The organism is Desulforhopalus glucosivorans (genome assembly GCF_054397165.1).
Genome location: NZ_AP044854.1, coordinates 2526084 through 2551853, shown reverse-complemented (window position 1 = coordinate 2551853; position 25770 = coordinate 2526084). Strand labels below are relative to the sequence as shown.

The 25770-nt window shown below is 44.2% G+C and carries 23 protein-coding genes, 1 tRNA gene and 1 pseudogene; 19 read left to right on the top strand and 6 right to left on the bottom strand.

The window, feature by feature from the left end:
* Positions 1-3: 3 nt before the first annotated feature.
* The 5 genes from ACX6CI_RS11045 to ACX6CI_RS11025 all read left to right on the top strand — a co-directional run bounded on the left by ACX6CI_RS11045 (position 4) and on the right by ACX6CI_RS11025 (position 6641).
* Positions 4-1287, top strand: a complete 1284-nt coding sequence (locus ACX6CI_RS11045) for a valine--pyruvate transaminase (RefSeq protein ID WP_458778209.1) — start codon at positions 4-6, stop codon at positions 1285-1287.
* A gap of 49 nt (positions 1288-1336) precedes the next feature.
* Entirely contained in the window at positions 1337-3118 is a 1782-nt protein-coding gene (locus ACX6CI_RS11040; protein WP_458778208.1) for an MORN repeat-containing protein, read from the top strand.
* 141 nt (positions 3119-3259) lie between these two features.
* On the top strand, positions 3260-3685 hold the full coding sequence (locus ACX6CI_RS11035) for a DUF4177 domain-containing protein (protein ID WP_458778207.1): 426 nt from the start codon (positions 3260-3262) through the stop codon (positions 3683-3685).
* 181 nt (positions 3686-3866) lie between these two features.
* Positions 3867-5048 (top strand): M20 metallopeptidase family protein, encoded by a 1182-nt coding sequence (locus ACX6CI_RS11030; protein WP_458778206.1) that lies wholly within the window; start codon positions 3867-3869, stop codon positions 5046-5048.
* Between the two features lie 57 nt (positions 5049-5105).
* Positions 5106-6641: a gamma-glutamyltransferase family protein gene (locus ACX6CI_RS11025; RefSeq protein ID WP_458778205.1), complete on the top strand. Its 1536-nt coding sequence runs from the start codon at positions 5106-5108 to the stop codon at positions 6639-6641.
* A gap of 33 nt (positions 6642-6674) precedes the next feature.
* Here ACX6CI_RS11025 and feoB read toward each other — a convergent pair whose 3' ends face one another.
* The 6 genes from feoB to gltX all read right to left on the bottom strand — a co-directional run bounded on the left by feoB (position 6675) and on the right by gltX (position 13555).
* Positions 6675-8873, bottom strand: a complete 2199-nt coding sequence (feoB, locus tag ACX6CI_RS11020; RefSeq protein ID WP_458778204.1) for a ferrous iron transport protein B — start codon at positions 8871-8873, stop codon at positions 6675-6677.
* Between the two features lie 225 nt (positions 8874-9098).
* On the bottom strand, positions 9099-9287 hold the full coding sequence (locus tag ACX6CI_RS11015; protein ID WP_458778203.1) for a FeoB-associated Cys-rich membrane protein: 189 nt from the start codon (positions 9285-9287) through the stop codon (positions 9099-9101).
* Between the two features lie 104 nt (positions 9288-9391).
* Entirely contained in the window at positions 9392-9739 is a 348-nt protein-coding gene (locus ACX6CI_RS11010; RefSeq protein ID WP_458778202.1) for a FeoA family protein, read from the bottom strand.
* A gap of 243 nt (positions 9740-9982) precedes the next feature.
* Positions 9983-10216 carry a FeoA family protein gene (locus ACX6CI_RS11005; protein WP_458778201.1) on the bottom strand — a complete coding sequence of 78 codons (234 nt, stop codon included), beginning with the start codon at positions 10214-10216 and terminating at the stop codon, positions 9983-9985.
* A 143-nt stretch (positions 10217-10359) separates the two neighbouring features.
* The gene (locus tag ACX6CI_RS11000) at positions 10360-12045 is read right to left on the bottom strand and encodes a glutamine--tRNA ligase/YqeY domain fusion protein (RefSeq protein ID WP_458778200.1); all 1686 of its coding nucleotides are present in this window, start codon (positions 12043-12045) and stop codon (positions 10360-10362) included.
* A 31-nt stretch (positions 12046-12076) separates the two neighbouring features.
* Positions 12077-13555, bottom strand: coding sequence for a glutamate--tRNA ligase (gltX, locus tag ACX6CI_RS10995; RefSeq protein ID WP_458778199.1), 1479 nt, complete (start codon positions 13553-13555; stop codon positions 12077-12079).
* Between the two features lie 472 nt (positions 13556-14027).
* Between gltX and ACX6CI_RS10990 the strand changes: the two genes are divergently transcribed.
* The 14 genes and pseudogenes from ACX6CI_RS10990 (at position 14028) to murA (ending at position 25661) form a co-directional block, all read left to right on the top strand.
* Positions 14028-14345, top strand: coding sequence for a DUF1844 domain-containing protein (locus ACX6CI_RS10990; RefSeq protein WP_458778198.1), 318 nt, complete (start codon positions 14028-14030; stop codon positions 14343-14345).
* 14 nt (positions 14346-14359) lie between these two features.
* Positions 14360-15148 (top strand): annotated as a pseudogene (gene ispE / locus ACX6CI_RS10985) (4-(cytidine 5'-diphospho)-2-C-methyl-D-erythritol kinase); the annotation flags it as partial.
* Between the two features lie 92 nt (positions 15149-15240).
* Positions 15241-15315 (top strand) — tRNA-Gln (locus tag ACX6CI_RS10980).
* A gap of 43 nt (positions 15316-15358) precedes the next feature.
* Entirely contained in the window at positions 15359-16300 is a 942-nt protein-coding gene (locus ACX6CI_RS10975; protein ID WP_458778197.1) for a ribose-phosphate pyrophosphokinase, read from the top strand.
* A 98-nt stretch (positions 16301-16398) separates the two neighbouring features.
* Positions 16399-17004: a 50S ribosomal protein L25 gene (locus ACX6CI_RS10970; protein ID WP_458778196.1), complete on the top strand. Its 606-nt coding sequence runs from the start codon at positions 16399-16401 to the stop codon at positions 17002-17004.
* Positions 17005-17111: 107 nt separating this feature from the next.
* Positions 17112-17708: an aminoacyl-tRNA hydrolase gene (gene pth, locus ACX6CI_RS10965; protein WP_458778195.1), complete on the top strand. Its 597-nt coding sequence runs from the start codon at positions 17112-17114 to the stop codon at positions 17706-17708.
* A gap of 286 nt (positions 17709-17994) precedes the next feature.
* Positions 17995-18474, top strand: coding sequence for a CarD family transcriptional regulator (locus tag ACX6CI_RS10960; RefSeq protein WP_458778194.1), 480 nt, complete (start codon positions 17995-17997; stop codon positions 18472-18474).
* Positions 18475-18525: 51 nt separating this feature from the next.
* The gene (locus tag ACX6CI_RS10955; RefSeq protein ID WP_458778193.1) at positions 18526-19482 is read left to right on the top strand and encodes an RluA family pseudouridine synthase; all 957 of its coding nucleotides are present in this window, start codon (positions 18526-18528) and stop codon (positions 19480-19482) included.
* Entirely contained in the window at positions 19479-20111 is a 633-nt protein-coding gene (gene coaE, locus ACX6CI_RS10950) for a dephospho-CoA kinase (protein WP_458778192.1), read from the top strand. Before ACX6CI_RS10955 ends, coaE begins: the two co-directional genes overlap by 4 nt.
* A gap of 517 nt (positions 20112-20628) precedes the next feature.
* Positions 20629-21879, top strand: coding sequence for a transcription termination factor Rho (rho, locus tag ACX6CI_RS10945; protein ID WP_458778191.1), 1251 nt, complete (start codon positions 20629-20631; stop codon positions 21877-21879).
* A gap of 146 nt (positions 21880-22025) precedes the next feature.
* Positions 22026-22253: a 50S ribosomal protein L31 gene (rpmE, locus tag ACX6CI_RS10940; RefSeq protein WP_458778190.1), complete on the top strand. Its 228-nt coding sequence runs from the start codon at positions 22026-22028 to the stop codon at positions 22251-22253.
* A 113-nt stretch (positions 22254-22366) separates the two neighbouring features.
* Positions 22367-23437 (top strand): peptide chain release factor 1, encoded by a 1071-nt coding sequence (prfA, locus tag ACX6CI_RS10935; protein WP_458778189.1) that lies wholly within the window; start codon positions 22367-22369, stop codon positions 23435-23437.
* 52 nt (positions 23438-23489) lie between these two features.
* Positions 23490-24365: a peptide chain release factor N(5)-glutamine methyltransferase gene (prmC, locus tag ACX6CI_RS10930; RefSeq protein WP_458778188.1), complete on the top strand. Its 876-nt coding sequence runs from the start codon at positions 23490-23492 to the stop codon at positions 24363-24365.
* A gap of 15 nt (positions 24366-24380) precedes the next feature.
* On the top strand, positions 24381-25661 hold the full coding sequence (gene murA, locus ACX6CI_RS10925) for a UDP-N-acetylglucosamine 1-carboxyvinyltransferase (protein ID WP_458778187.1): 1281 nt from the start codon (positions 24381-24383) through the stop codon (positions 25659-25661).
* The last annotated feature ends 109 nt before the right edge of the window (positions 25662-25770 follow it).

Genomic DNA, 25770 nt, shown 5'->3' with positions numbered 1-25770 from the left:
ACAATGAACTTTACGAAATTTGGCAAAAAAATGACATCCAATGCCGGGATTCTCTCGCTCATGGATGACCTGGGTAAGGCGAAGAGTACCTATGGGGATAGCATGGTGATGATGGGGGGAGGAAATCCTGCTCAAATGCCTGAATTTCAGGATATAATGAGACAGGAACTTTTTGATATATGTAATGACCCCTTAGAGTTTAAAAAGCTGGTAGGGAGCTACGGATCTCCCCAGGGTGAAGCTGATTTCCTTGAAGGTATTGCTACGCTTTTGAAAAAAGAGCAAGGCTGGGATGTCACTGCGGAAAACATATGTTTGACCAACGGCAGTCAGACAGCATTTTTCATGCTCTTTAACCTCTTTGGAGGTGAGATGGATGATGGCAGTTTCAAAAAAATCTGCCTGCCCATGGCACCAGAATATATAGGCTATGCTGATCTTGGTCTTGGGGAGGAGTTGTTTGTCTCCACAAAACCGGCTATTGAAATATTAGATGATCTTTTTTTCAAGTACCGCATAGATTTTGATAATCTTCGCGTTGACGAGACAATTGGTGCAATTTGTATATCAAGGCCGACCAATCCAACAGGCAATGTTGTTACAGATCGTGAGCTGAGAAAACTTTCTGCTCTTGCAAAGGAAAACAACATTCCTCTTATTGTTGATTGTGCCTATGGTTTACCGTTTCCAGGGATGATTTATACAGAGGCAACACCATGCTGGAATGAGAATCTCATTGTGACTCTCTCCTTGTCTAAACTCGGGTTACCTGCTGTACGCACCGGAATAACAGTTGCCTCAAAAAAGATTATCAGGGCGCTCACCAGTATGAATGCCATAATGTCACTTTCTCCCAATAGTTTTGGTGCTCAACTCGCCGAAAAACTTGTGACAAGCGGTAGGATTACAACACTCAGTAAAGAGATGATTCAGCCGTACTACCTTGCAAAGAAAGACAGGGTCGTTGAATCAATTCAAGAACTCTTTGAAGATGTTCCATGTCGGGCCCACGTCCCTGAAGGGGCTATGTTTATATGGCTTTGGTTCGAAGGTTTGCCGATAACAAGCCTTGAACTATATGAAGAATTGAAAAAAGCAGGGGTACTGGTCGTCTCAGGACACTATTTTTTCCCGGGTCTACAGGATGAATGGCGGCATAAAGATGAGTGCCTGAGGATCACCTACTCCCAGAATGATGTTGATGTCCGTAAGGGACTTGAAATCATCGCTGAGGTTGTGGATGCAGCGTATACTAGGTGCAATGCGCGGGATACAGCAGTACTGTAAGTGCACTACTCAAGTAATGAATGGTTCCAAATCATAAGAGAGACTACGATTGAAAAATATAATGAATGTGTTCGGTCTGATGGTTTTTGTGTCGATGTGTGCCCTGCCTCTTTCCTTGCAAGCCGATTGCCTTAAGGGAAATTGTAAAAACGGAGAAGGCCACTTCACTTCATCTGATGGAAGGGATTATGTCGGAGGCTTTAAAAATGGTCTTCTCGATGGGACAGGAACTCTTAAATTTGTTGATGGAACGATCTATACGGGTGGCTTTACAGAAGGAAAATTTCACGGGAAGGGTGAGCTGACCCATCCGGATGGACGCAGATATGAGGGTGAGTTTGTTAACTCTGTTATCCATGGTCAGGGGACTATGATTCGCGGTGACGGCTCGCACTATATTGGAGAATTCAGCCACGGACGATTTCATGGTAAGGGTATCCTCTTTTTTCCTGATGGTCGGGAATTTCAGGGGGATTTTCGAAATGGTATAATTGACGGACAGGGCAAACTTATCTATGCCAATGGCAGCTGGCATGAAGGAATGTTTCATAATGGTAAACCCGCGGGACACGGTAAACGGAAGTATATAAGCGGGGCCCTGTATACTGGTGAATTTCGGGGACAGGACAAAAATGGTTATGGAACCTATAAGACTGCAGATGGGGAAGAGTATACGGGGATGTTTGAAAACGACCTTTATCATGGTGAAGGGACTCTTTTGTTCACCGATGGGAGAAAGTATATAGGTAGTTTTGAGGCTGGAGTTATAGAAGGCAAGGGGGTCATGGAGTATCCTGATGGTCTGAGGTATACCGGCGATTTTGTTGATGCCCTTCCAGATGGCGAAGGTGTGCAGGAATATTCAGATACAACTAAGTACACCGGAGAGTTTATAGCAGGTAAACGTGAAGGCAAGGGTGAACTTGTCTTTGCTGATGGAACGAAATACAAAGGGCAGTTCAGAGCTAATGCCATGAATGGTGAAGGGACTATTGTCTATGCTGATGGTACCCGTTTTAACGGCAGATTTGTAAATGGAGAACCGCAACAGCCGGAAGCGGCAAAAGTTGACGCAGCCACTGCGGCACCAGTGGTCGTTCCAGTAGCTGTAGCGGTAGCAAGTGGCGGTTCTTCTGATACCTTTACAGGATCAGCTATTGTAGAGCAGGTACCGCCTATCACTCCAGTAGTCGAGTCCTTACGTTCCACCGTTCCTTTTCCAGTCCGGGATGGCATTGTCTATGATGGAGAGACCATGAAGCCGCTGACCGGGGATGCAGGGATCAGCTTTTCTGATGGGCGTACCTATAACGGTCATTTTAAGAAAGGTTTAATGCACGGTGAGGGCACACTTATGTTCCTTAATGGAGATTCCTACACAGGCAAAATGAAAAAAGGGGAGATCCATGGTAAAGGAACTTTTCGTTATAAGGATGGTCGGTCTTATATTGGCAGCCTCGTAAAAGGGAAGAAGCATGGTCGTGGAGAGTTCCTCTATCCGGACTCCACTCAGTACAAAGGAAGTTTTAAAAATGACTTCTTCCATGGTAAGGGTGAGTATTACTTTGCGGATGGAAGTATCTACAAAGGTTATTTTACCAACGGAACTTTTAATGGCTCTGGAAAGATTACCTACCCGGACGGTAGCTACTATGACGGTGATTTTAAAGATGATTTACCCCATGGAGAAGGTGTACTGGAAACTGCTGATGGCAGTCGATACGAAGGTGAGTTTAGCTTTGGAAAGCGAAATGGTAAGGGAGTTCTGACCCGTAATGGTAAGGTGTATAAGGGACTCTTTGAAAATGATCAGTTTGTAGAGGAACAGTAACATCCTGATTTGAAAACCGTTCCCATGAAAACAAAAATGTTGGAAAGGCAAGAGCAGACTCTGAGAAGGGTGTTTTGTAACCGGCTCAATAGTAATCGGCTCAATTGTATACATGTAAAGGTAACAAGATAGGTAGAAACAATGCGGTGGAGTTATAAAACTGTACATTATGAATTAAAAAAAGAAGGTCTTCTTGGAAGCACCTTTCTCGATGAATCTGAAGTGGAACTTTCCCTGAATGAGTATGGGAAGTCGGGGTGGGAGCTGGTATCTTTACTGGAGACAATGGATGGATTGGTTGCAGTTTTTAAACAACCTCTCAGTCTTGAAACTGACTCGTTTTATCCGTCTGTTCAGGAAGAAGAGGAGCTGCAGAACGAAGAGGTTGAGTCACCTGAGGAAGAACAATTTGTTGTCGAGCCCCTATCTACAGAAGACGATAGTACTTATGATGAGGTAGTGGTTGTAGAAGAATTTGATGTGATAGGTGATGAAGAGCCAAAGCCTGAGAAGGCAAAGAAAAATCGCACACCAGACGCCGATGTTGGTTCAATCATCATAGAATAGTCCGCTCCCGGTATATTTAATAATGAGCCGGAATGTGTATTTTTGACTCCTTGCTGAGTAAGACTGCTTTTATGCGTAGTCTTATTTCCTGGTAAGATTGATTAAAGCCAAAGATACTAAGAATATAACAGCGATACCTCAGTACTGGTGCAGTGACGTGTCCTTTTTGAGTGATTGATTCATGGGTCAGAACATTTCTTTTAGCAGTGTGGACGACAATCTGCTTGACTGGATGCGGAACATTCGTAGACATCTGCATCAATATCCAGAACTTAGTTTCAAAGAGCATAATACTTCTGCTTTTATTCAGGCAAAACTCATCGAACTTGGCGTCCCCTTCCGTGGAGGTGTTGGTGGCACCGGGGTGATTGCCACCCTTGGTGAAGCCGATGCTACTCTATCGCATGTTGGTCTTCGGGCCGATATGGACGCCCTTCCTGTGGAAGAAAAAAATGAGGTTTCCTATGCCTCAAAAATCCCTGGAGTAATGCACGCCTGTGGTCATGATGGACATGTGGCAATGCTTCTTGGTGCTACTGCCTTACTGAAAAAACATGGATGCAAAAATCGGGTGTCCTGTATCTTTCAGCCTGCTGAAGAACATGGCAATGGTGCTGAAAAAATGATTAAAGAAGGGGCTTTAGCGGATGGTGTTCAAGTCGTGTTCGGAGGGCATATTGATACACACTTTTCGACCGGTGTCATAACTGTGGATGAAGGGGTTATCTGCTCCTACGCAGATCCATTTTCCATTAGAATCCTTGGCCAGAGCGGGCATGCGGCAAGACCCCATGAGGCAAAAGATAGCCTGGTGGCAGGTGCATATCTGGCGACAGCCTTACAAACACTGATCTCAAGAGAAACTGATCCCAATCAGGCAGCAGTACTTACCCTTGGTCGTTTTGCAGCCGGGACTGCGCACAATATCATAGCTGATGAAGCTCTGATTGACGGTACCCTGCGTTCGACTCAGACTGAGCTGAGAGATAGACTCATTGCAGCACTTCAGCGAATGACTCGAAGTATTTCAGATCAGTTTGGTGTTGTGGCTTCTATCCAATTCCATGATTGTTTACCTGCGGTGATTAATTCTACACTGGCTGCAACCATAGCCCGGCAGGCAGCACAGGTTATTGTCGGCAGGGAGCAGGTCGTCTCCCAGGGAAAACCGAGTCTTGGGGCTGAGGATTTTTCATTTTATCAACAACAGGTGGATGGGTGTCTTGTGCGTTTTGGTGCCAACAGTTTAAATGAAAATAGTCCTGCCCACAGTGGAACCTTTGATTTTGACGAAACAGTTCTTGGGATTGGAGCAGACTGGCTTGCCAGAGTGGCCATGGAATGGCCTCCAATGTCTGGCTAAGGCGGTGTTGCTTATCCTATAACGGAAATAGAATCCTACATAGAGGGAGTTCTTGTCTTGAGAGAGTCGAAAAAGAGTACGGCCATTGTAGCCTCAGGGCATAATCTGGTGAGTGATGCCGCAGCAGCAATACTTGAGGCGGGAGGAAATGCCTTTGATGCTGTGGTGGCTGCAGGTTTTGCCTCAGCGGTGGCAGAACCCGCCCTAACGAGCCTTGGCGGGGGAGGGCTTTTGCTTGGATATTCCAGGAATCAGAAACAAAACATATACTACGATTTCTTTGTGGATACTCCTGGACGTGGTAGTACAAATCACCATGGAGAAAAAGATTTTTTTCCGGTTCAAGTGAAATTCTCCGGTTCTACCCAGGAGTTTAATGTTGGACGTGCATCAGTTGCTGTCCCGGGAGTGCTTAAAGGTTTACTTCATACCCACTCCAAACTCGGCTCAATACCCCTGGCCGATGTTATGGAGCCAGCTAAAATTCTTGCAACCGGTCATATCTTAAACCAGCAGCAGGGCCATTTCTTAAGCCTGCTACAACCTATCATGACCCTGAGCAAGAGGGCGAAAAGCATCTATCAGCCAGGAGGAGTTTATTTAAAGGCTGGAGCAATGTTAAGAAATCAGGAACTTGCTCAGTTCTTTGACCGTTTGGTGGAGGAAGGGGGTGACTGTTTTTACGTAGGCGATATAGCGGAAAAAATTGATAGAGAAATGCGTGAAAAGGGAGGCTTACTCACAAAACAGGACTTAGCCGCATTCTCAGTCAAAGAGCGTACACCATTGACAGTTCCGTACAGGGGGCGGACCTTTGTAACGGCATCTGAACCCTCCATGGGAGGCACTCTTATTGGAGTCTCACTACTCTTAAAAGATCAGATGGCCGCAGAATCTGGGTCCTGGGGGAGTGGGCAGCACCTAGCCTCTACCGTTGCTGTTATGCAGGAAGTTGAGCGTTTACGCACACAAGGGGTAACAGATCCTGAGTCCTTGGCTCAATTTCTTGATGATAAGGAGATTGTGGAAAAATCAGCAAAAAAAATACGACTATTTAGTCGGGGGACCACCCATGTTTCTGTCGCAGATAGTAAGGGGAACTGTGCGAGTATGACCTGCTCCAACGGTGAAGGATCAGGCTATGTAGCTCCTGAAACAGGGATTATGCTTAATAATATGATGGGAGAAGATGATCTGCACCCAAATGGATTCCACTCAAGCCCTCCTGGTGAACGGGTTTTTTCCATGATGTCACCCTCTCTGTTGTTAGATGGCGACAAGGTTGAATTGGTCATTGGCAGTGGGGGGTCAAAGCGAATTCGTACAGCCATCAGTAGTGTAATCTCCCAGGTGGTTGAGCATAAACGCTCCCTGCAGGATGCCGTGGATAGCCCCAGGTTATATCTCGATGAAGGCTTACTTCAAATTGAGCCTGGCTATGAGCAGGAGGCTGTTGATGTCGTTGGAAAACTACTTCCTGTCAATGTCTGGAGCGGGCGAGATGTCTACTTCGGTGGAGTACATGCAGTTATCCCTGGGATTGAGGGCGCTGGTGATCCACGAAGGGGTGGGGCAGTCAGAATTGTGGGCTAGAGAGCAGTTGTGCTACTTGAAGCCGCACAATACCTAACCAAGGTTAAAGAACATCCCCACCTGGTAGACACCAATTGCCATAAGAAAGGCAAAGGTGGTGTTAAAGGCCATGGAGAAAAATGCCCAGTTCCAGGACGACTCCTTTGCAATACAGACCACAGTGACAAAACAAGGGGCGTAGAACATAATAAAAACGAGTGCTGAGATTGCTACGACCTTGTTCCAGTGACTATCATTTTGTAGTCGTTGTCCGAGGGATTCCGGTTCCTCTGTGTTAACTTCCCCCATTGAATATGCGGTGCCAAGTGTGGAAACGATCACCTCTTTTGCTGCAAAGCCTCCAATGAGTGAGATATTGGTTCGCCAGTCAAAGCCAGCGTATTGAGTAATTGACTCAAGCTTTGTGCCCAGTGTTCCGGCAATGGAATAGCGGAGTGCGGCCTCTTGCTCAAGATTGTTGATTTTGGTGAGTTCTTCTTTTACTCCGAGTAAAACTTCCGACAATTCATCTTCTGCCAGCGCTTCAACTGAAGTACTATTTTGGCTCAATAGTTCAACCCGTTTTGTCTCATAGAGGTGTTGGCTCTCTTCAGGAAGTCCAGGGTAGGTCATAAGGGCCCACAGTAGAATGGAGATCCCCAGGATAACAGTTCCAGCTTTTTTAATATACTGATAGGTTCGTTCCCAGGTGTGAATGAGCAGGCCACGCATTGTAGGAAATCTGTAAGGGGGTAATTCCATGACAAAGGGGGTAGGAGCGCCTCGTAAAACCGTTGAACGAAACAGTTTGGCTGTAATAAGTGCAATAACCCAGGCAAGCAGGGTGAAGAAAAACATATATGCTGCCTTGTGTTCCCCGAAAAAAGCGCCGATCAATAGAGCCAGAACCGGGAGCTTGGCTCCACAGTTCATAAACGGCACTGTGAGTAGCGTCGCCATTCTTTCTTTTGGAGATCTGAGTGTCCGTGTTGCCATAACACCAGGGACAGCACAACCACCGGCTATACCCCCAGATACGATAAAAGGCATTACTGAAGAGCCGTGTAGGCCAAAAATTCGAAATATCCTATCCATCATAAAGGCCACCCGGGCGAGATAACCGGAGTCTTCCAGTATGGCGATGCCAAAAAACATAAACATAATAAGAGGAACAAAACCAAGGACCCCTCCCACGCCATCAATAACTCCTGAGATGATCATGGATTTTAACACGCCGTCGGGAAGGGTCGATTCTACGATTCCACTAAGCCAGCCGAAGACATTTTCAAGCATGACAACGGGAACTTCACTCCAGCTAAACGTGAACTGGTAGAGCCCAAGGAGAATGAGCAGCATGATGATGGGCCCAACGAGACGATTGGTCAGGACCTTATCAATTTTGTCAGAGGTGTATAGTCGGTCTGTGTCAAACTTGTGGGTGACGACTCCCTGGCGTAAAATAGCCTTAATGTAGCCGTAACGATGGTCTGCTATGATCGCCTCAGGGTAGACATCAAGAGTTTTCATTGTATGTGCAGAGGCTTCGTCTACAATGTTTTCAAGCACAGCAGATGTCTCAGGGGCGATCTCCTTTCCCCGCTCTAAAATCTGCTCATCATTTTCCAGGTATTTGATGGCTGTGTACCTGGGCGGGTATAAATGAGTAAGAAAATCTGCTGCATTTATTTCATCTTCAAGCTTTTTAAGGCTGTTTTCGAGGTCTTCCCCGTAATAGATATCCCTGGGATTCCACGGCAGTTTTTGTTCACCCAATTCAATGCATGTTTGCAGAAGTTCTTTTGTGCCTTTACCTGTTCGTGCAATGATTGGAATGACAGGAATATCAAAGAGCTTACTAAAAGTCGTAATCTTGATTTCAATACCTCTGTTTTTTGCAACATCCATCATGTTAAGGGCTATGACGACTGGTAATCCAAGTTCCAGGAGTTGACAGCTGAGGTAGAGATTGCGCTCAAGGTTTGATGCATCGACAATATTGATGACAACATCAGGCTTTTCTTCAACAAGGTAGTTTCTTGCAACGATCTCTTCAACTGAATAAGCTGTCAAAGAGTAAGTGCCTGGTAAATCTGTGAGGGTAATTTTTGCCTTTTCATGGAGGATGCACCCCTCCTTGTGGTCCACAGTAATACCTGGGTAGTTACCAACATGCTGACGCGCTCCGGTAAGTTCATTAAAAAGAGTGGTTTTTCCAGCATTAGGGTTGCCCAGAAGGGCCATTTTTAATTGCATTGGTTATGGTGAAATCTAATAATATTTTTAAAAGGTACGTTGTAAGTATCGTATCTATTTGCACTACTGCTATCTATAGTTGGTTCTAAAATAATGGTAACCGGCATTACAGATTATGCTCTTATTGTCTCAATTATACGTGACCATTTTTACTACACTATTTGTCACTAATACTGCAAGTCTCTAATTAAACGTTTGCGTTCTTGTATCTTTTGAAGATCTTCTTTATTTGCCGTTTGTAGGAAATTCTCTATCATCACAACTAGATTGCGGACACGAACCACAGCCATCACCACATGAGGGGGGGGAGGATGGATCGGTTAATGACTTCCATTTAGAATAAAAATTTCGAAAGAGATAGAGTATCACGAGGATGAGAATGATTGCGATTATGATGTTTTCAAATTGTTCCATAACGGTTATCCATGCATGATGGTGTTAGTCATTCCTAACATTTTGGTCAAAAAAAATGAGAACTGGATCTAAGGCTTTAGCCTTAGTAAACGGAAAGGATGGGGCTAAAGATCTGTAACGTAGATGTTTTCAGAGATGTTTGAATCGAGGCTAATGGTGCCTCCATTGACTTTAACAACACACTGATTGCCTTGCTGTGAGCAGATAACATCCGCCTCAACGCCGGGGTATAGACCGAGTGAAGCCATTCGGGCGCAAATCTTTCTGTCTCCGGTAATCTTGCAAACCTTAACTTTTCTGCAATAACCATTTTCAGAAAGCGGCATCTCAATCTTTTGGCACGGAGATTTACCAAAACAATTTCTTACCTTTTCACCAAAACTGCAATTATGATTTTTTCCCTTTCTTCTTCTCATCATTTCACCATTAAATGTGATCTTTAGGTACTCCAAACATTAGTTCCAGTCAACAGTTATTTCAAGATCTATTAATATATTTAGCAGCTCCTAACAATGTGTATGCAGAGTTGAGTGAGTTGAAAAGCGGCGCCGTTGTAGTGGGAGGGGGAGCAGGGAGGTATGGGGAGAGATTTTAGTAGTTATTGTAGGATAATAAGCAGTTTTAAGCGGCAACAGCGGGATCAGAAAGAAGTACGCTGTTGCAGGAGCGGTGCTTAGCCTGAAGTGAGGCCGAACTTAATCAACCTCGACCATAATATAATCAGCTTCATTGTTTCTTAGGGTGAGAGTGCCTCCGAGTACACGCAGAGCAACAGGGTCATTAAGGGGGGCACGACCTTGAATGGTAACTTCTGTGCCGGGAACAAGTCCCATTTCCCGAATGCGTCGTCCCAGTTCTCCACCAACTTTGACACTCGTGATGGTTCCGGATTGCATTTTTTCCATTTGGCGTAGATTGATCTGTGACATACTATTTCCTAGAGTTCTTGAAGTGAATTTTGAGTTACAGGAACCAAAAAGGCTACGTCTATATAGTGGTTACTTTCTATGTATTCCCCCTCAGAAGTTAATGGTTATCTGAGGAGGAGGTAGCTTGCGGCGGTGAGTCTGTTCTACTTCTTTTTTTCCCAGGAGTCGCGGAGCGTCACGGTACGGTTAAAGTGTGGTTTCCCGTCTTTCACCGGTTCAACAGGGTCGAGGCAGAAATATCCCTGGCGCTCAAACTGTACCCTTTCACCAGGTTGCATCTGTGCAAGACTGGGTTCTGCCACTGCATTACTAATAATGAGTTGTGAATCAGGGTTGAGCTGCTCAAGGAAGTCCACATCCTTGTCGCCTTCAGGGTCTTCTACCTTGAATAATCGGTCGTACATATTTACAGCAACAGGAACACCCTCAGATGCGGAAACCCAGTGGATGGTTCCCTTAACCTTTCTGCCGTCCGGTGCAGAACCACCTTTGCTCTCTGGGTCGTATGTGCAGTGTATTTCAACTATTTCCCCAGTTGTTTCGTCTTTGACATGGGAGGCATATTGAACAAGATAACCATAACGCAGGCGTACCTCTCTATCGGGGCCAAGGCGGTGGTATTTCCTGGATGGGTTCTCCATAAAATCACTACGCTCGATAAATACTTCCTTGGAGAAAGGGATCATGCGTTGGCCCTTCTCAGGGTCTTGGGGGTGATTTTTACCCGCCACTTCTTCAATAAGGTCATCGGGGTAATTATCAATGATCACCTTTACCGGGTCCAGTACACACATACGGCGTTCTGCACTAACATTAAGATCGTTTCGAATCTCGTTTTCAAGGACTCCCATGCTGATTCGACTATCGCTTTTGCCAATACCGATGGTTTTGCAGAAGTTTTTGATAGAAGCCGGAGTATAACCCCTTCGTCTGAGTCCTGAAATTGTCAGCATTCTAGGGTCATCCCAGCCGCTCACATAGTTTCCTTCCACCATTTGCAACAATTTACGCTTACTCATAACCGTATAGGTGAGGTTGAGTCGTGCAAATTCGATCTGTCGCGGGTGACAGGGGGTGTTCAGTGTTTCCAGTACCCAGTCATAGAGGGGCCTGTGGTCCTGGAATTCTAACGTACAGAGAGAATGGGTGACTCCCTCCAGCATATCAGAGAGGCAGTGGGTGTAGTCATACATGGGGTATATCTGCCATGTATCGCCTGTGCGGTGGTGATGAGCCTTAAGGATACGATAGATGATTGGATCTCGCATGTTCAGGTTCGGGGAGCCCATATCAATTTTTGCACGAAGCACATGGCTACCTTCGTCAAACTCACCATTTTTCATCCGTTTAAACAGGTCAAGATTCTCCTCTACACTTCGACTTCTAAAAGGACTTTCTGTGCCGGGTTCAGTCAGGGTTCCGCGATATTGTCTCATCTCATCAGGAGAGAGTTCGCAGACAAAGGCTTTACCAAGTTTGATCAACTCCACAGCAAGTTCATACAGGGTGTCAAAATAATCAGAGGCGAAATGTACCTGCTCCCCCCAATCAAATCCGAGCCAGTGTACGTCCTCTTTGATTGAGTCAACATAGGCCACATCTTCCTTGCTTGGATTGGTATCATCAAAACGCAGATTACAAACACCACCATTTTCCTCAGCAACCCCGAAATTCAGACAGATGGACTTTGCATGACCAATATGCAAGAAACCATTTGGTTCAGGTGGAAATCTGGTAATCGATTGCTCGTGTTTACCGGATTTAAGGTCATCAGCAATGATCTGACGAATAAAATCTAAGGGGCGTTTTTCTGTTTCTGTATTTTCCATGGATCTCTTTTCGATTTGTGTTGAACCTGAATTATGCAAAAAGTGAGTCTATATTACGCAGTCGAGCTACGATCTTTTCCTGGCCAATGGTGACAAGAATATCAAACATGGATGGACCGGCCAGCTGACCTGTAGCTACTGTTCGCATGCCGTTAATAAGAATTCCAGGTTTAATCTCTAACTCTTCTGCAAGCTCCCTTGCTACCCGCTCAGTTTCTTCAAGGTTGAAGTCACCCAGTTGTTCATAGCGGTTGGCGAGTTCTGGGAACCACTCTTTTAACCCTTCGTGCTTAAGAATGTTTTTCTTGAGAGGCTTTTCTTCAATTGTAAAATCGTCAGCAAAATAGGCTCGTCCAAGAGTCGTGAAGTCTTTTAAGGTGTGGAACCTGTCGCGGATAAGATCCAGGGTGTCCAGGTACCACTGTTCTTTTTCGCCAGCATACTTGTCATCCCACAGGTCTTCACTCTCAAGTTCTGCTCGCACAAGCGTACCGAGTTGCTTGATATCCATGGTGCGGAGATAGTGCTCATTAATATAAATGGCCTTGGGATCCGTGAAAAACTTTGGATCGTTTTTACGGTAATTAAATATAGCACTAGATTTATTAATTCTATCTAAGGAAAACTGTTCAATCAGCTCTTCCTTGGTAAAAAACTCTTGATCGTTACCTGCTGACCAGCCCAGGAGCGCCAGGAAATTATTGAAAGCCCATGGAATAAAACCCATATCACGGTAAAATTGAACAGCAACTATCTCCCCATGGCTTCGTTTTGAAATTTTCGCCTTTTTGGTGTCAAGTGTTAGCGGCATGTGGGCAAACACGGGAAGAGGAGCGTCAAGAGCTTCGTAGAGAAGAACTTGCTTCAGGGTGTTGGTCATATGATCCTGGCCACGAATGACATGGGAGATCCTGTCACGGATATCATCAACTACATTACAGAGGAGGTAAAGGGGCTTACCATTTGACCTGACAATGACAAAATCATCCATTTCCTTGTAGTCTGACTGAATTCGTCCGAGAATCTCATCGTCATAGCCGAGTAGTCCTGTGCGCTCAGGAATCTTAAATCGCAGAACTGCTGGCAGGCCGGCCGCTTCTTTTTCTGCAATCTGATCAGCTGTTAGATGTCTGCAGGTTCTATCATACCCTAGAAATCCTTTGGCAGCCTTTGCAGTTTCCCGCTTTGCCTCCAACTCTTCTTTGGTGCAAAAACACTTATACGCTGCACCCTTATCAAGCAATACCTGGGCAGCCTTTGCGTGATCAGCTTCAAATTCAGTTTGGAAATATGGGCCTTCATCGTAATCAATGCCAAGCCATTCTAGGCCGTCAATAATCCCCTGAATTGATTCCTCGCTGGATCGGTCACCATCGGTATCTTCAATGCGCAGGACCAGTTTCCCATCATGTTTTTTGGCATAGAGCCAGTTGTACAATGCGGTTCTGGCTCCACCAATGTGGAGATACCCGGTGGGGCTGGGGGGAAAGCGTAGACGTGTTTCGCGCATGAAAGACTCCTTTTATCCTGTTGCGTGCTGAGTTATAACAATTTGTTCTATGTGTTTTATACGATTACGGACAGAGTAAGCTGTGTCGTAAATGATGGCAAGAAGTAGTCGGAAAATAGCAGGATACTTTTGCGTTATGCTATATATCTTGTTCACATCCATAGTTCAAGTAGAATGGCATTTTGCCGCCCCTGAATATGTGTAATTGTAGGTACAGTTAAGCGATGGAGTCAAGATAGAGCAATGGAACAGATTTTTGGTTGTTCTGGGGTAATGAAACCTGTATAGTCACAATCCGAGCACCACAACCTATGCGGTCTCAGGGGTGAGAAAAAGAGGAACAAGACTTGACCTTTGGATTTCTGAACCTACCATTCTTGGTAGTTATGTTTTTGGAATGGTTCTGTGAGGGAGTTCATGAGCTGAAATGTATATTTATAATGAGTAGATTTTCTGTATAAGGAGAGCTGAGATGGCAGGTACCGATAAAAATGGATGTGGCTGTGGGGAAGGTAAGGTTCCAAATAAAGAAGGGCAGTGTGTTATGCCCGAAGTTACGTTTCATGCATTTATTATGTCACTTAATACCTCAGCACTGTATCACTTGGGTGAGATAGCTGATCCGAGTACAGGAAAAAAAATAGTGGAACTTGATCTTGCCCGTCATGCCATAGACACACTTGCACTCATGCAGGAAAAGACGAAGGGAAACCTGACTGTGGATGAGGGAGAGTTGTTGAAGACCATTCTTTATGATCTCAAGTTGCGTTTTGTTAACGCGAGCAAGTAACACTGCGTCTAGTTATGGAAACAGAGAAAAAATCACGTATTTTTGCACCTGCTAAGGTTAACCTGTTTCTTCATGTACTAGGCAAAAGAGAGGATGGGTACCATAATCTCAGTACCTGGATGCAAAAGCTTGATTTCGGTGATACTCTAGAACTGTCCATAACTGATAATTCCGGGGTCGAGTTGACATGTGATGATTGCAATCTTCCCACTGACTCTGATAATTTAGCCGTACGTGCCGCGGAAAGTTTCTTTTCCAAGAGTAAACGTTTAATCGGGTGCGGCGTGAAGATTCATTTGCAAAAAATGATACCGGTCGCTGCAGGTCTAGGTGGGGGGAGTAGCGATGCCGGGGCTGTGCTGCGCGGGCTCAATCAATTAAGCGGTCTTGAGTTTGATGAGAAGACCCTTGTTGGTATGGCACGTCCACTGGGCGCTGATGTGCCTTTTTTTGCAATCGATGCGAATGCAGTTATTGCTGAAGGAATTGGAGATGAGATGTATCCTGTCGATTCTCTGATGAATTATACTTTCGTTCTGGTTAATCCTGATTTTTCTGTCTCAACAAAATGGGTTTTTGAAAATTTATTGTTGACAAGTGGCGAAATAAATTCTAAAGTACCTCGCTCTCGAAAGCGCAATTTAGATCGATTGACAGTCGACGAGATGCACAACGATTTAGAGGATGTTACATCAGTTGCGCATCCGGAAATTGACAGCATGAAAGAGAGCTTGTTGGGCAAAGGGGCATCGAAGGTTTTGATGTCTGGAAGTGGGCCAACAGTTTTCGGAGTTTTTCCAGATGTAAGAGAGTCGATCAGTTCTGATTTTCAAGATATTGCTGATGCATTACGTAAGCAATATGGGAATAAAGTATACATATCAAGAGCGTGTACTGGGGCGTCGCCAAGCGGTAAGGCACTGGGTTTTGATCCCAGCATTCGTAGGTTCGAATCCTGCCGCCCCAGCCATCATTAAAATAAAATCAGGTTAGTCGAGCTCCACGATAAGATAATGCGAGATTTAAAGGTTATTTCCGGTAATGCCCACCAGGAACTGGCAAAAGAAATTGCCGCTCACTTAGATATTCCGCTTACAGCAGCCGATGTACGGAACTTTAGTGACGGAGAAATATTCGTAGAAGTACAAGAAAACGTCCGTGGCGCGGACGTTTTTGTCGTTCAACCTACCTGTACACCAGTTAACGACCATCTGATGGAACTCGTTATTATGGTGGATGCATTACGTCGTGCGTCTGCGCGGAGGATTACTGCGGTTGTTCCATATTACGGGTATGCGCGTCAGGATCGTAAGAATGCTCCCAGAGTACCTATTTCCGCAAAGGTTGTCGCTGAAATGCTTATGGCAGTAGGTGTGCGCAGGGTTCTCTGTATGGATCTCCATGCAGGGCAGATTCAAGGTTTCTTTAATATCCCTGTTGATCATCTATATGCAGCACCCGTTCTGCTCGATTATATCGAAAGTACCTTTGGCCATGATGAAGTTATCATGGTGTCACCCGATGCTGGTGGTGTAGAGCGAACAAGAGCGTTTGCAAAGCGCCTGGATTCCGGTCTTGCTATTATTGATAAGCGTCGTGAGAAAGCTAATGTGTGCGAGGCTATGCACGTGATTGGTGACGTTAAAGGTAAAACTGCAATCTTGATGGATGATATGGTTGATACTGCCGGGACCTTATGTGCTGGTGCTGAGACCCTGCTTGCCAATGGAGCAAAAGAAGTACATGCCTGTTGTTCGCATCCGGTTCTCTCGGGGCCTGCAATTGACAGACTTAATGGTTCAAGTTTAAAATCGCTGGTTGTGACAAATTCAATACCGCTGAATGAAAAGGCTAAGGAATGCGATAAGATCAAAGTCCTGTCTGTTTCAAGCCTGTTGGGTGACGCAATCAATAGAATACATAACGAAGATTCTGTTAGCTCTCTTTTTATATAGCCTTCAGATCTTACTCTATTAATTTAAAAGAAATATTTAAAATATTTTGCCCGGTCGTTTTTTAAGTAGTAACTCGATGGGTTGGCAAAGGAGGAATTATGCTTCAGGTAGAAATGTCCGCTTCTGTTAGAAAGAGCTCAGGGAAGGGACCCATGCGTCAATTACGTATGGAAGGAATGACTCCTGCTGTTGTATATGGTAGTGGCGCAGAAGCTTTGAAACTTCAGATGGACACCAAGAGTCTGATGGCAAAACTTCTGAAATTCTATCGTCATAACACAGTTGTATCTTTGGATGTCGAAAACGAAGGTGTTAAAAACGTTATGATTGGTGAAGTTCAGACCGATCCTGTTCGTGACACCTTGATTCATGTAGACTTTTGCGAGATTGATCTCGAAAAAGAGCGCGCCTATAAAGTACCTGTAGTCTATAAGGGTATAGCAAAAGGTGTTGATCTTGGTGGAGTTCTTATGACACCTTGTGAAAATGTTGTCATTCAGGGTAAGCCTCTCGATATTCCAGATGAGATCACCCTGGATATTACTGGTCTTGCGATCGGTGATGAGAAAAAATGTAGTGCATTCACTATTCCAGCTAATGTTACCATGTTAAATGACGCCGATTCAGTAGCTGTCTCGGTTGTTAAACCTGGTGTTAAGGTAGTTGAGGAAGATGAAGAAGGTGAAGAAGCTGCTGCTGAGTAACATGTAGCACATTCTATGCCGCTGAGTAGTGCAGCATACTATTGCATGATTGATATAGAAGGCTCGGGAAATTCATTTTCCGGGCCTTCTGTAATTTAAGAGAACCCATGGGCAAGCAAGATAATTTGATCGTTGGGCTGGGAAACCCCGGTGCTGAGTATGAGGATACCAGGCATAATGTCGGATTTCTTATAGTAGACGCTCTCTATAACTATTTCCAGCGAAATTCCAACTTTAAAGAAAAGTGGAATGGCCTCTATGGCTCAACTACCTATGGGCATGATAAAGTTCATTTTCTTAAACCTCTGACCTATATGAACCGGAGTGGTCAGTCTGTATCGCAACCCTTCACATTCTTTAAGATAGATCCAGATAAGCTTGTTGTTGTTCATGACGATCTTGATATGCCACCAGGGAGGGTCAAGCTTACTAAGGGTGGGGGTGCTGGTGGTCATAACGGTATTAAGTCCATCGTCTCTTCTATTGGGACTAATGATTTCTATAGGTTAAAGATTGGTATAGGACGGCCTGGTCAGGGAGATGTACATAAGGATTTTCCTGTGGAAAAATATGTTTTAAGTAACTTTTCAAGTGAAGAATTGAGTATATTAGATGATCGAATCGACCACATAGTTGACGGATTTAAATATGTACTCGAAGGTGATATCGGTCGCGCCAAAGGGATTCTCAACAGTCTTAAATAGGTCACTGTTTAACTGAGCCTGTTGGTTTTCAATTCGCAATAGTTGCTTTACTGGTATGAAATGTGCAAAAAGTACGGCATTTCAATGCGGAATATGTTATACTCATTCATTAAGTACCCAAATAAAAGAATAGTTGCTTCTACTATCTTCTTAATTCAATAAAACCGGCAATGAAGATTGTATAAGCCGGTACTTTCCTAGATTGGCTAATGATTGCGCAGTGTCTTGTACTTCTTTTAATTTTTTATAAGCCTTGTGCAAGGCGCCTTGTTTAAAGGAGATTTCAGTGTTTACTGAAGGTGATATGGCTGTATACCCAGCCCATGGTGTAGGTGTTATTAAAGCCATTGAGAAAAAAACTGTGGGTGGTATCGATCAATCATTCTATATTCTAGAAATTCTAGATAATAGTATGCGTATCATGATTCCAACTGACAGTAGTAACAATGTAGGCCTGCGGGCTATCGTTGGAAAAGATGAGGTTGGCGATATCCTCGATATACTCTCAGACAGAACAGTTGAGCTCGGTACCCAGACCTGGAACAGGCGGTATCGTGATTATATGGAGAAGATTAAAACCGGCTCTGTGCACGAGGTAGCTGTTGTCCTACGCGATCTTTTTCTATTAAGTGTTGATAAAGACTTAAGTTATGGTGAGCGCAAAATGCTTGATACCGCCAAAGGTCTTTTAGTTAAAGAGCTTTCTCTTGCGCAAAACTACACTGAAGATGATGTGAGTAAAACCATCGAAGCTATTTTTTCCTAGTCTATTACGTGTATCTCTCTCTTATTGTCTTAGTCTTTACTCCGTCTTTTTATGGATTCTTTTGAACACCTTGCTGGACACCAATTTGCATATCAAGTAGATGAAAAGCATGTTGGTGTTCGGTTGGATCAATTCCTGGCACTTCAACTTCCCCAGCTTTCCAGAAGTCAAATTTCTGCTTCGATACGTGGGCGGGATATTCTCGTTAACGACGAATCAAAAAAAAACAGTTACAGATTAAAGCTCGGCGAATCAATATCGGGTCGTGTTCAAGAGGATAAACCTCTTGAAGTAACGGCTGAGAAGATCGATTTTGAGGTTCTCTACGAAGATGAGTGGCTGCTTTTTATATCAAAACCTCCGGGGCTTGTTGTTCATCCCGGATCAGGTAATCACACAGGGACCCTGGTAAACGGGCTTGTGCATTACTGTGCTACAATTGCAGGGGTTGGAGATAGCGTACGTCCGGGTATTGTTCACAGGCTCGATAAGGACACATCCGGTGTAATGGTTATCGCCAAAACAGACACTGTACATCGGGCCCTGGTCGAGTGTTTTAAAGAACATAATCTGGAAAAAGAATATCTTACTCTGGTTCAGGGCGTGCCGCGACAGTGCGATGGGCGGGTTGTTGCATCTATTGGCCGGCATCATATTAACCGTCAGAAAATGGCTGTAAAAACCATTAGTGGTAAGCATGCAGCCACTAACTGGGAGTTGCTTGAAACCTATGTCGGCGGTATTTCTCTTTTGCAGGTGAGAATTGAAACAGGCAGGACACATCAGATTCGTGTGCACATGGAATATCTCGGTTTTCCTGTATTAGGTGATGTCGTCTACGGAAAAGCAAAACATAAAGGAATCTATCCGCGGCAGATGCTGCATGCTTCCCGTCTCATCCTGCCCCACCCTGTAACAGGTCGAAAAATGGATATTAAAGCTCCCCTATGGGATGATTTTGCTGCTGTTCTCGAAGGACTTGATCCCGTTGAGGAGGGGAGTTGGTGAAGATCGCTATCACCGGTTGTTACGGTTCAGGAAAGAGCAGTGTGAGCAGACTGCTTGCAGATTATCTGGGTGCAACACTCGTCAACACTGATCTCATCTGTAAGGAATTACTCGAACCTGATGAAGATGGTTATATGGGCCTGATACGTGAATTTGGTTCTCGCTTTATAAGCCCTGGTGGTCAAATTAACAGATCTCTTTTAAGAGAGGCGACTTTTTCTGATAATACAGTCAAAGAGAAGTTGGAGGGGATACTTCATCCTCTGGTTCGTGAAAGGGTTCGTCTATTGGGCAAGGCCAGTCTTGGTAGTTCGTCAATTTTCGTGACGGAAGTACCGCTTTTATTCGAGGTAGGCTGGCAGGACGATTTTGATATCGTCGTTCTTGTTAGAGTAGATACCCAGACCAGTATTGCTCGAACAGTAAACCGTGATGGTATTGAAAAAGAAGAGGCTAAAAGAATAATAGATTTACAGCTTTCCATGGCTTGCAAAGAGCCCCTTGTTGATTATATAATTGATAATGGAAGTACATTTGTAAGTACTGCTCAACAGACTGCCTGGCTTGCGACTTCTCTAAAAAATGAAATGTGTGAAAAAAAAGATCAGTATCCTTGTGGGCCTGGTTAACTGAAAAAAATTGAGGTAAGTGACTTGTTGGCAAGATAAAACAGCACTGTTTCAGGGTGTGTTCACAGGGTTCCCGGATTTTATGGTAGAAGTTCAGAAATAAGGCACTAAAATGCTTGACAGCTTAGGTTTATAACCGTATAAGAATAACGTTGATCGTTGAAATTCTAATCCTGTCTATACAGAATTTACTAACTCTTTTCGCTCGATATTTTGCATCATTCCTGATTATTATTTGTGCCAGCGAAATCTGCTAATAGATATTCTCTATTGACGTGGTCGTCGATTCCATTCTGCATTTTTGTAAATCAAAAATACGAGTCGCTCAAACAAATCATAAAGAACAATATAATTTAGAATCACTGGCTACCAGATTACTGCGTACAAGTTACTCGCCTGTAATACCCAGTGTATACATTCAAAGAGATTATCCATATAACATTCAGCTGTAGCTGTTATGTTATTTGTTATATCTCCCATTATCCTGCCGAATATCTATCAAAGGAGAAGTAGATTAATGAACCTGGCGGAACTCAAACTGATGAAAATTGGTGAGCTGGTACAACTGGCTCGAACCCTCAAAGTCGAAGGTTATAGTTCACTAAGAAAGCAAGAGCTTATTTTTGCAATCTTGAAGGCGCAGTCTGTGAAAGACGGAAAGATGCGCGGTAGTGGTGTACTTGAGATCCTTCCCGATGGGTTTGGTTTTTTGCGAGCTCCTGATTATAACTATCTTCCCGGTCCTGATGATATATATGTGTCCCCCTCTCAGATACGTCGCCTTAATCTCAGAACTGGCGATACTGTAGAAGGCTTGGTTCGTGCGCCAAAAGAGGGTGAAAGATATTTTGCACTTTTGAAAGTTGACAGTGTTAACTTCGATCCGCCTGATGCAGCAAAGCAAAAAACACTGTTTGGTAATCTGACACCTCTTCATCCTAACGAAACATTCAGCCTTGAGTGGCAACCGGATAACATGTCCATGCGTATCATGGATCTTTTTGCTCCCATAGGAAAAGGCCAACGTGGTCTCATTGTGGCACCTCCCCGTACCGGTAAGACCGTATTGATGCAGAAGATTGCTAACTCTATCGTTCGTAATCATAAGGAAGTGTATCTTATTGTACTGCTGATCGATGAGCGACCGGAAGAGGTTACTGAAATGTCTCGTAGTGTGAAGACGGCAGAGGTTGTAAGTTCAACTTTTGACGAACCTCCACAGCGACATATTCAAGTTGCTGAAATGGTCATTGAGAAGGCCAAGAGACTCGTTGAGCACAAAAAGGATGTTGTTATTCTTCTCGATAGTATTACCCGTCTTGCAAGAGCATACAATACTGTGACTCCAGCCAGTGGTAAGATCCTCTCCGGTGGTGTTGAGGCAAACGCTCTGCACAGGCCAAAGAGATTTTTCGGTGCTGCAAGAAATATTGAAGAAGGAGGAAGCCTTACGATCCTTGCGACTGCTCTTGTTGAAACCGGTAGTAAGATGGATGAGGTTATCTTCGAAGAGTTTAAAGGTACCGGTAATATGGAGTTGGTACTTGATAGAAAGATGTCAGAGAAAAGAATCTTCCCAGCTATTGACCTCAAACGCAGTGGAACGAGAAAAGAAGATCTGCTCATTAAACCAAAGGCTCTCAATCGTATCTGGATTTTAAGAAAACTGCTGAGTTCTATGAACCCTGCAGATTGTATGGACTTCTTAGTTGATAAATTGAAACACCAGAAGAGCAATGAAGACTTTCTTGACTCGATGAATGGCTAAATTAAAAATAAGAGTTGATGGCATTATTATTTTTAGTTGAAAATAATTTTGTTTTAGTTATTATAACGCTCTTGTGTTTTATTAATATATAGATAGTTCTATTAAATATAGCATGACATGAATCATGCGTTGGAGGAATAGTTATTATGAAAGAAGGAATACACCCAGAATACCATAAGTTTAATGCAACATGTGCTTGTGGCGCTGAAGTTGAACTCGGTTCAGTTATGAGCGAAATGAAAGTTGAAATTTGTTCTTCATGTCATCCATTTTTCACCGGTAAGCAAAAACTTATTGATACCGCCGGTAGAATTGAGAAGTTCAAGCAACGTTATGCAAAGCACTACGCACAAAAAGACGAGAAAAAAGACTGATACCCTCTTTTTGTACAGTAGGTTGAGTCTGCCTACTCGCTTTAGCGATAATGTCCACAACGATGCTTGTCATGGTTGTGGACTTTTTCTTTATTTAGCCTCCGGTAACCACTATGTTTGAGAAGTTTGCAGATCTCGAAGACAAAATTTCTGATCTAGAAGGACGCCTGTCCGACCCCGCACTGGTGAGTAACCAGAAGGAGTATCAGAAGGTTGTATGTGAACATGCGCATCTGACTAAACTCAATGATAAATTCGGAGAATTAGAAAAAGTTAAGAATGATATAGAAGAAAATAAAGCTATTCTTCTCGATGACAATGAAGATCCGGACCTGAAAGAACTCGCTAAAGCTGAGCTTGAAGAGCTAAGTGAGTTGGAGAAAAAACTGGATCAGGATCTAAAAATTATTCTTCTGCCAAAAGATCCCAACGATGATAAAAACACATTCCTGGAGATTCGTGCTGGTACCGGTGGCGATGAGGCTGCTCTTTTTGCCGGAGACTTATTTCGAATGTATACTCGTTTTGCTGAAAGTCAGGGATGGAAGGTCGAGGTGATGAGTTCCAGTCCCATAGGCGTAGGCGGTTTTAAAGAGATTATTGGTCTTATCAGCGGTACGCAGGTGTTTTCTAAACTCAAGTATGAAAGCGGGGCTCACAGGGTTCAGCGTGTTCCAGAAACCGAGACCCAGGGTCGTATACACACCTCTGCTGTAACCGTTGCTATTCTACCTGAGGCGGATGAGGTTGAGCTTAATATCAATATGAGTGAATTGAAATTCGATGTGTTTCGCTCATCTGGCCCGGGTGGCCAGTCTGTAAATACTACAGATTCAGCTGTTCGTATCACACATCTCCCAACCGGCCTGGTTGTAACCTGTCAGGACGAGAAGTCACAGCATAAGAATAAGGCCAAGGCCCTTACTGTACTACGTGCACGTCTACTTGATCAGGTGGAACAGGCTCACCATGACAAGATAAGTAAGGAGCGGAAAAGCCAGGTGGGAACTGGGGATAGAAGTGAGAGGATAAGAACCTATAACTTTCCGCAGGGAAGAATGACCGATCATAGGATTAATCTCACTCTATATAAACTCGACGCAATTATGAGTGGTAAACTTGAAGAAGTTATTTTTCCTCTTATCAGTCACGATCAGGCTGAAAAGCTCAAGGACCTGCAATAGATAGCGTTTGCCGTTGAAATCTTCTCTTACATGATCCATGGGGTCGGATAGTATGCGAGTAAATGATCTCCTGCGTCAAGGAACCGAATCTCTCGACATTGCAGGAGTTGAAGAGTCTGAACTTGATGCCAGACTGCTTCTCGAATTTGTCCTTGGTAAGAACAGAACTGAGCTTTTTCTTGCTGCTCGCGATATTCCTACCGAAAATGAAATATCTCATTATCACCAACTGATAGGTCGTAGATCTAAGAGAGAACCTGTTGCCTATATAATAGGGGAGCAGGAATTCTGGTCTTTCACCTTCACCGTTACCCCCGATGTCCTTATCCCAAGACCTGAAACAGAGTTTTTACTCGAACAAGTACTCTTAAAAACTAAAAAAGAAAATTATCTCAGGGGCAAGATAGCCGATCTGTGTTGTGGGAGTGGTGTGATAGCGACCGTTCTTGCCCATGAAACTGGTCAAAAAGTCTATGGGATAGATGTATCATATAAGGCACTACAGGTGAGTCTGGTAAATCTGGCTCGTCACCATCTCATGGATAAAGTTCATCTTGTGCAAGGTGACCTACTTTCTGCCTTTTCCACACATTCCGATTTTTCCCTTATTGTATCCAATCCGCCCTATGTGAGTCACCTTGATGTGAATGGTAATTTAGAGCCGGAAGTTGCTGAGTTTGAGCCACATCTTGCTTTAGACGGTGGAAAAAGGGGGATGGAGCTTATTTACATAATTCGACAACAGCTCGAAAATGTACTTTTGCCTGGTGGACAATTTTTTATGGAGTTTGGTGCCGATCAGGCGGGTGAGATTCAGACACTGTTTGAGACGAATGTAGAAGTTTTCAGCGGCTTTTCAAAAGTTGAAATATTAAAAGATTATGCGGGGCGTGACCGCGTTCTTCACGCTATAAAAACTGAAATATAGAAGGGGAGTAGGGGTATGGAAAAGCTGGTAATAGAAGGTGGAATTCCTCTCAAGGGAGAGGTGAGAATTAGTGGAGCCAAAAATGCGGCCCTTCCACTTATGGCGGCGACCCTGCTCGCTCCCGGAAAACACTGTCTGAGGAATGTACCTGACCTCCGGGATACCAGGACCTTTATCAGACTGCTTGAACATCTAGGGGTGAAAAGTGAGCGTGCAGGGGATGTTCTGTACCTTGATACCACAACACTCACAAGTGCGGAAGCTCCATACGAGCTTGTTAAAACCATGCGGGCATCTGTTCTTGTTCTAGGACCTCTGGTTGCACGGCTTGGTGGTGCTAAGGTTTCGCTTCCCGGAGGTTGTGCCATTGGGGCTCGACCCATTGATTTTCATATTATGGGGCTTGAGCGACTTGGGGCCCATTGTGATCTTGAAGGCGGCTATGTTGATGCAAGAAGTGAAGGATCACTCAAAGGTGAAGTCATTTACTTTGATATTCCATCTGTTACCGGGACTGAAAATCTTCTGATGGCTGCAACCTTAGCAGATGGTACGACTGTTCTAAAAAATGCAGCGAAGGAGCCTGAGATTGGAAATCTTGTGGATATGTTGGTCGGGATGGGAGCACGTATTGAGGGGCGGGGAACTGATAATCTCATTATCCATGGTGTAAGGGAGTTGGCTCCTGCTGATTGTGCTGTTATTCCAGATCGAATTGAAGCAGGAACATATCTTATAGCGATTGTTGCATCGGGTGGTACTGGGACGGTAACTCATTGCAGACCGGAACATTTGCCATCTCTGCTTGAAAAACTTCGTATTGCTGGCGTTGTGGTAAGCGAAACAGAAGATACCATAACTGTGTCCTGGAAGGATGGTGTCAGCAGTGATAAGCAGCTCAATGGTGTGGATATTAAAACTATGCCATATCCTGGTTATCCAACAGATCTGCAGGCTCAGTTTATGGCGCTGATGACACAGTGTAGCGGAAGTTGTGTAGTCAATGAGACTATATTTGAAAATCGATTCATGCACGTGGCCGAACTCCATAGAATGGGAGCTCACATTCGTATTGACGGTAATTCTGCGAGGGTTGAAGGGCGTGGAATGGGAGGGTTAAAAGGAGCTCCTGTTATGGCAACGGATCTACGAGCAAGTTCTTCGCTGGTTATTGCTGGATTATCTGCCAGTGGACGCACGGATATCTCACGGATATACCATCTGGAACGTGGCTATGAAAATCTAGTGGACAAACTCACAAAACTTGGTGCCAGGGTCTGGAAAGAAGATGAATAATAGGATAGACTTTGATTGAGTAGGATTCTCTTTGTGATAGTACTAACAACGTGTTCTGGGATTCACGTTTTGAGGCCTTATTAACTCATTTCACGTCTTCGCTTATTGG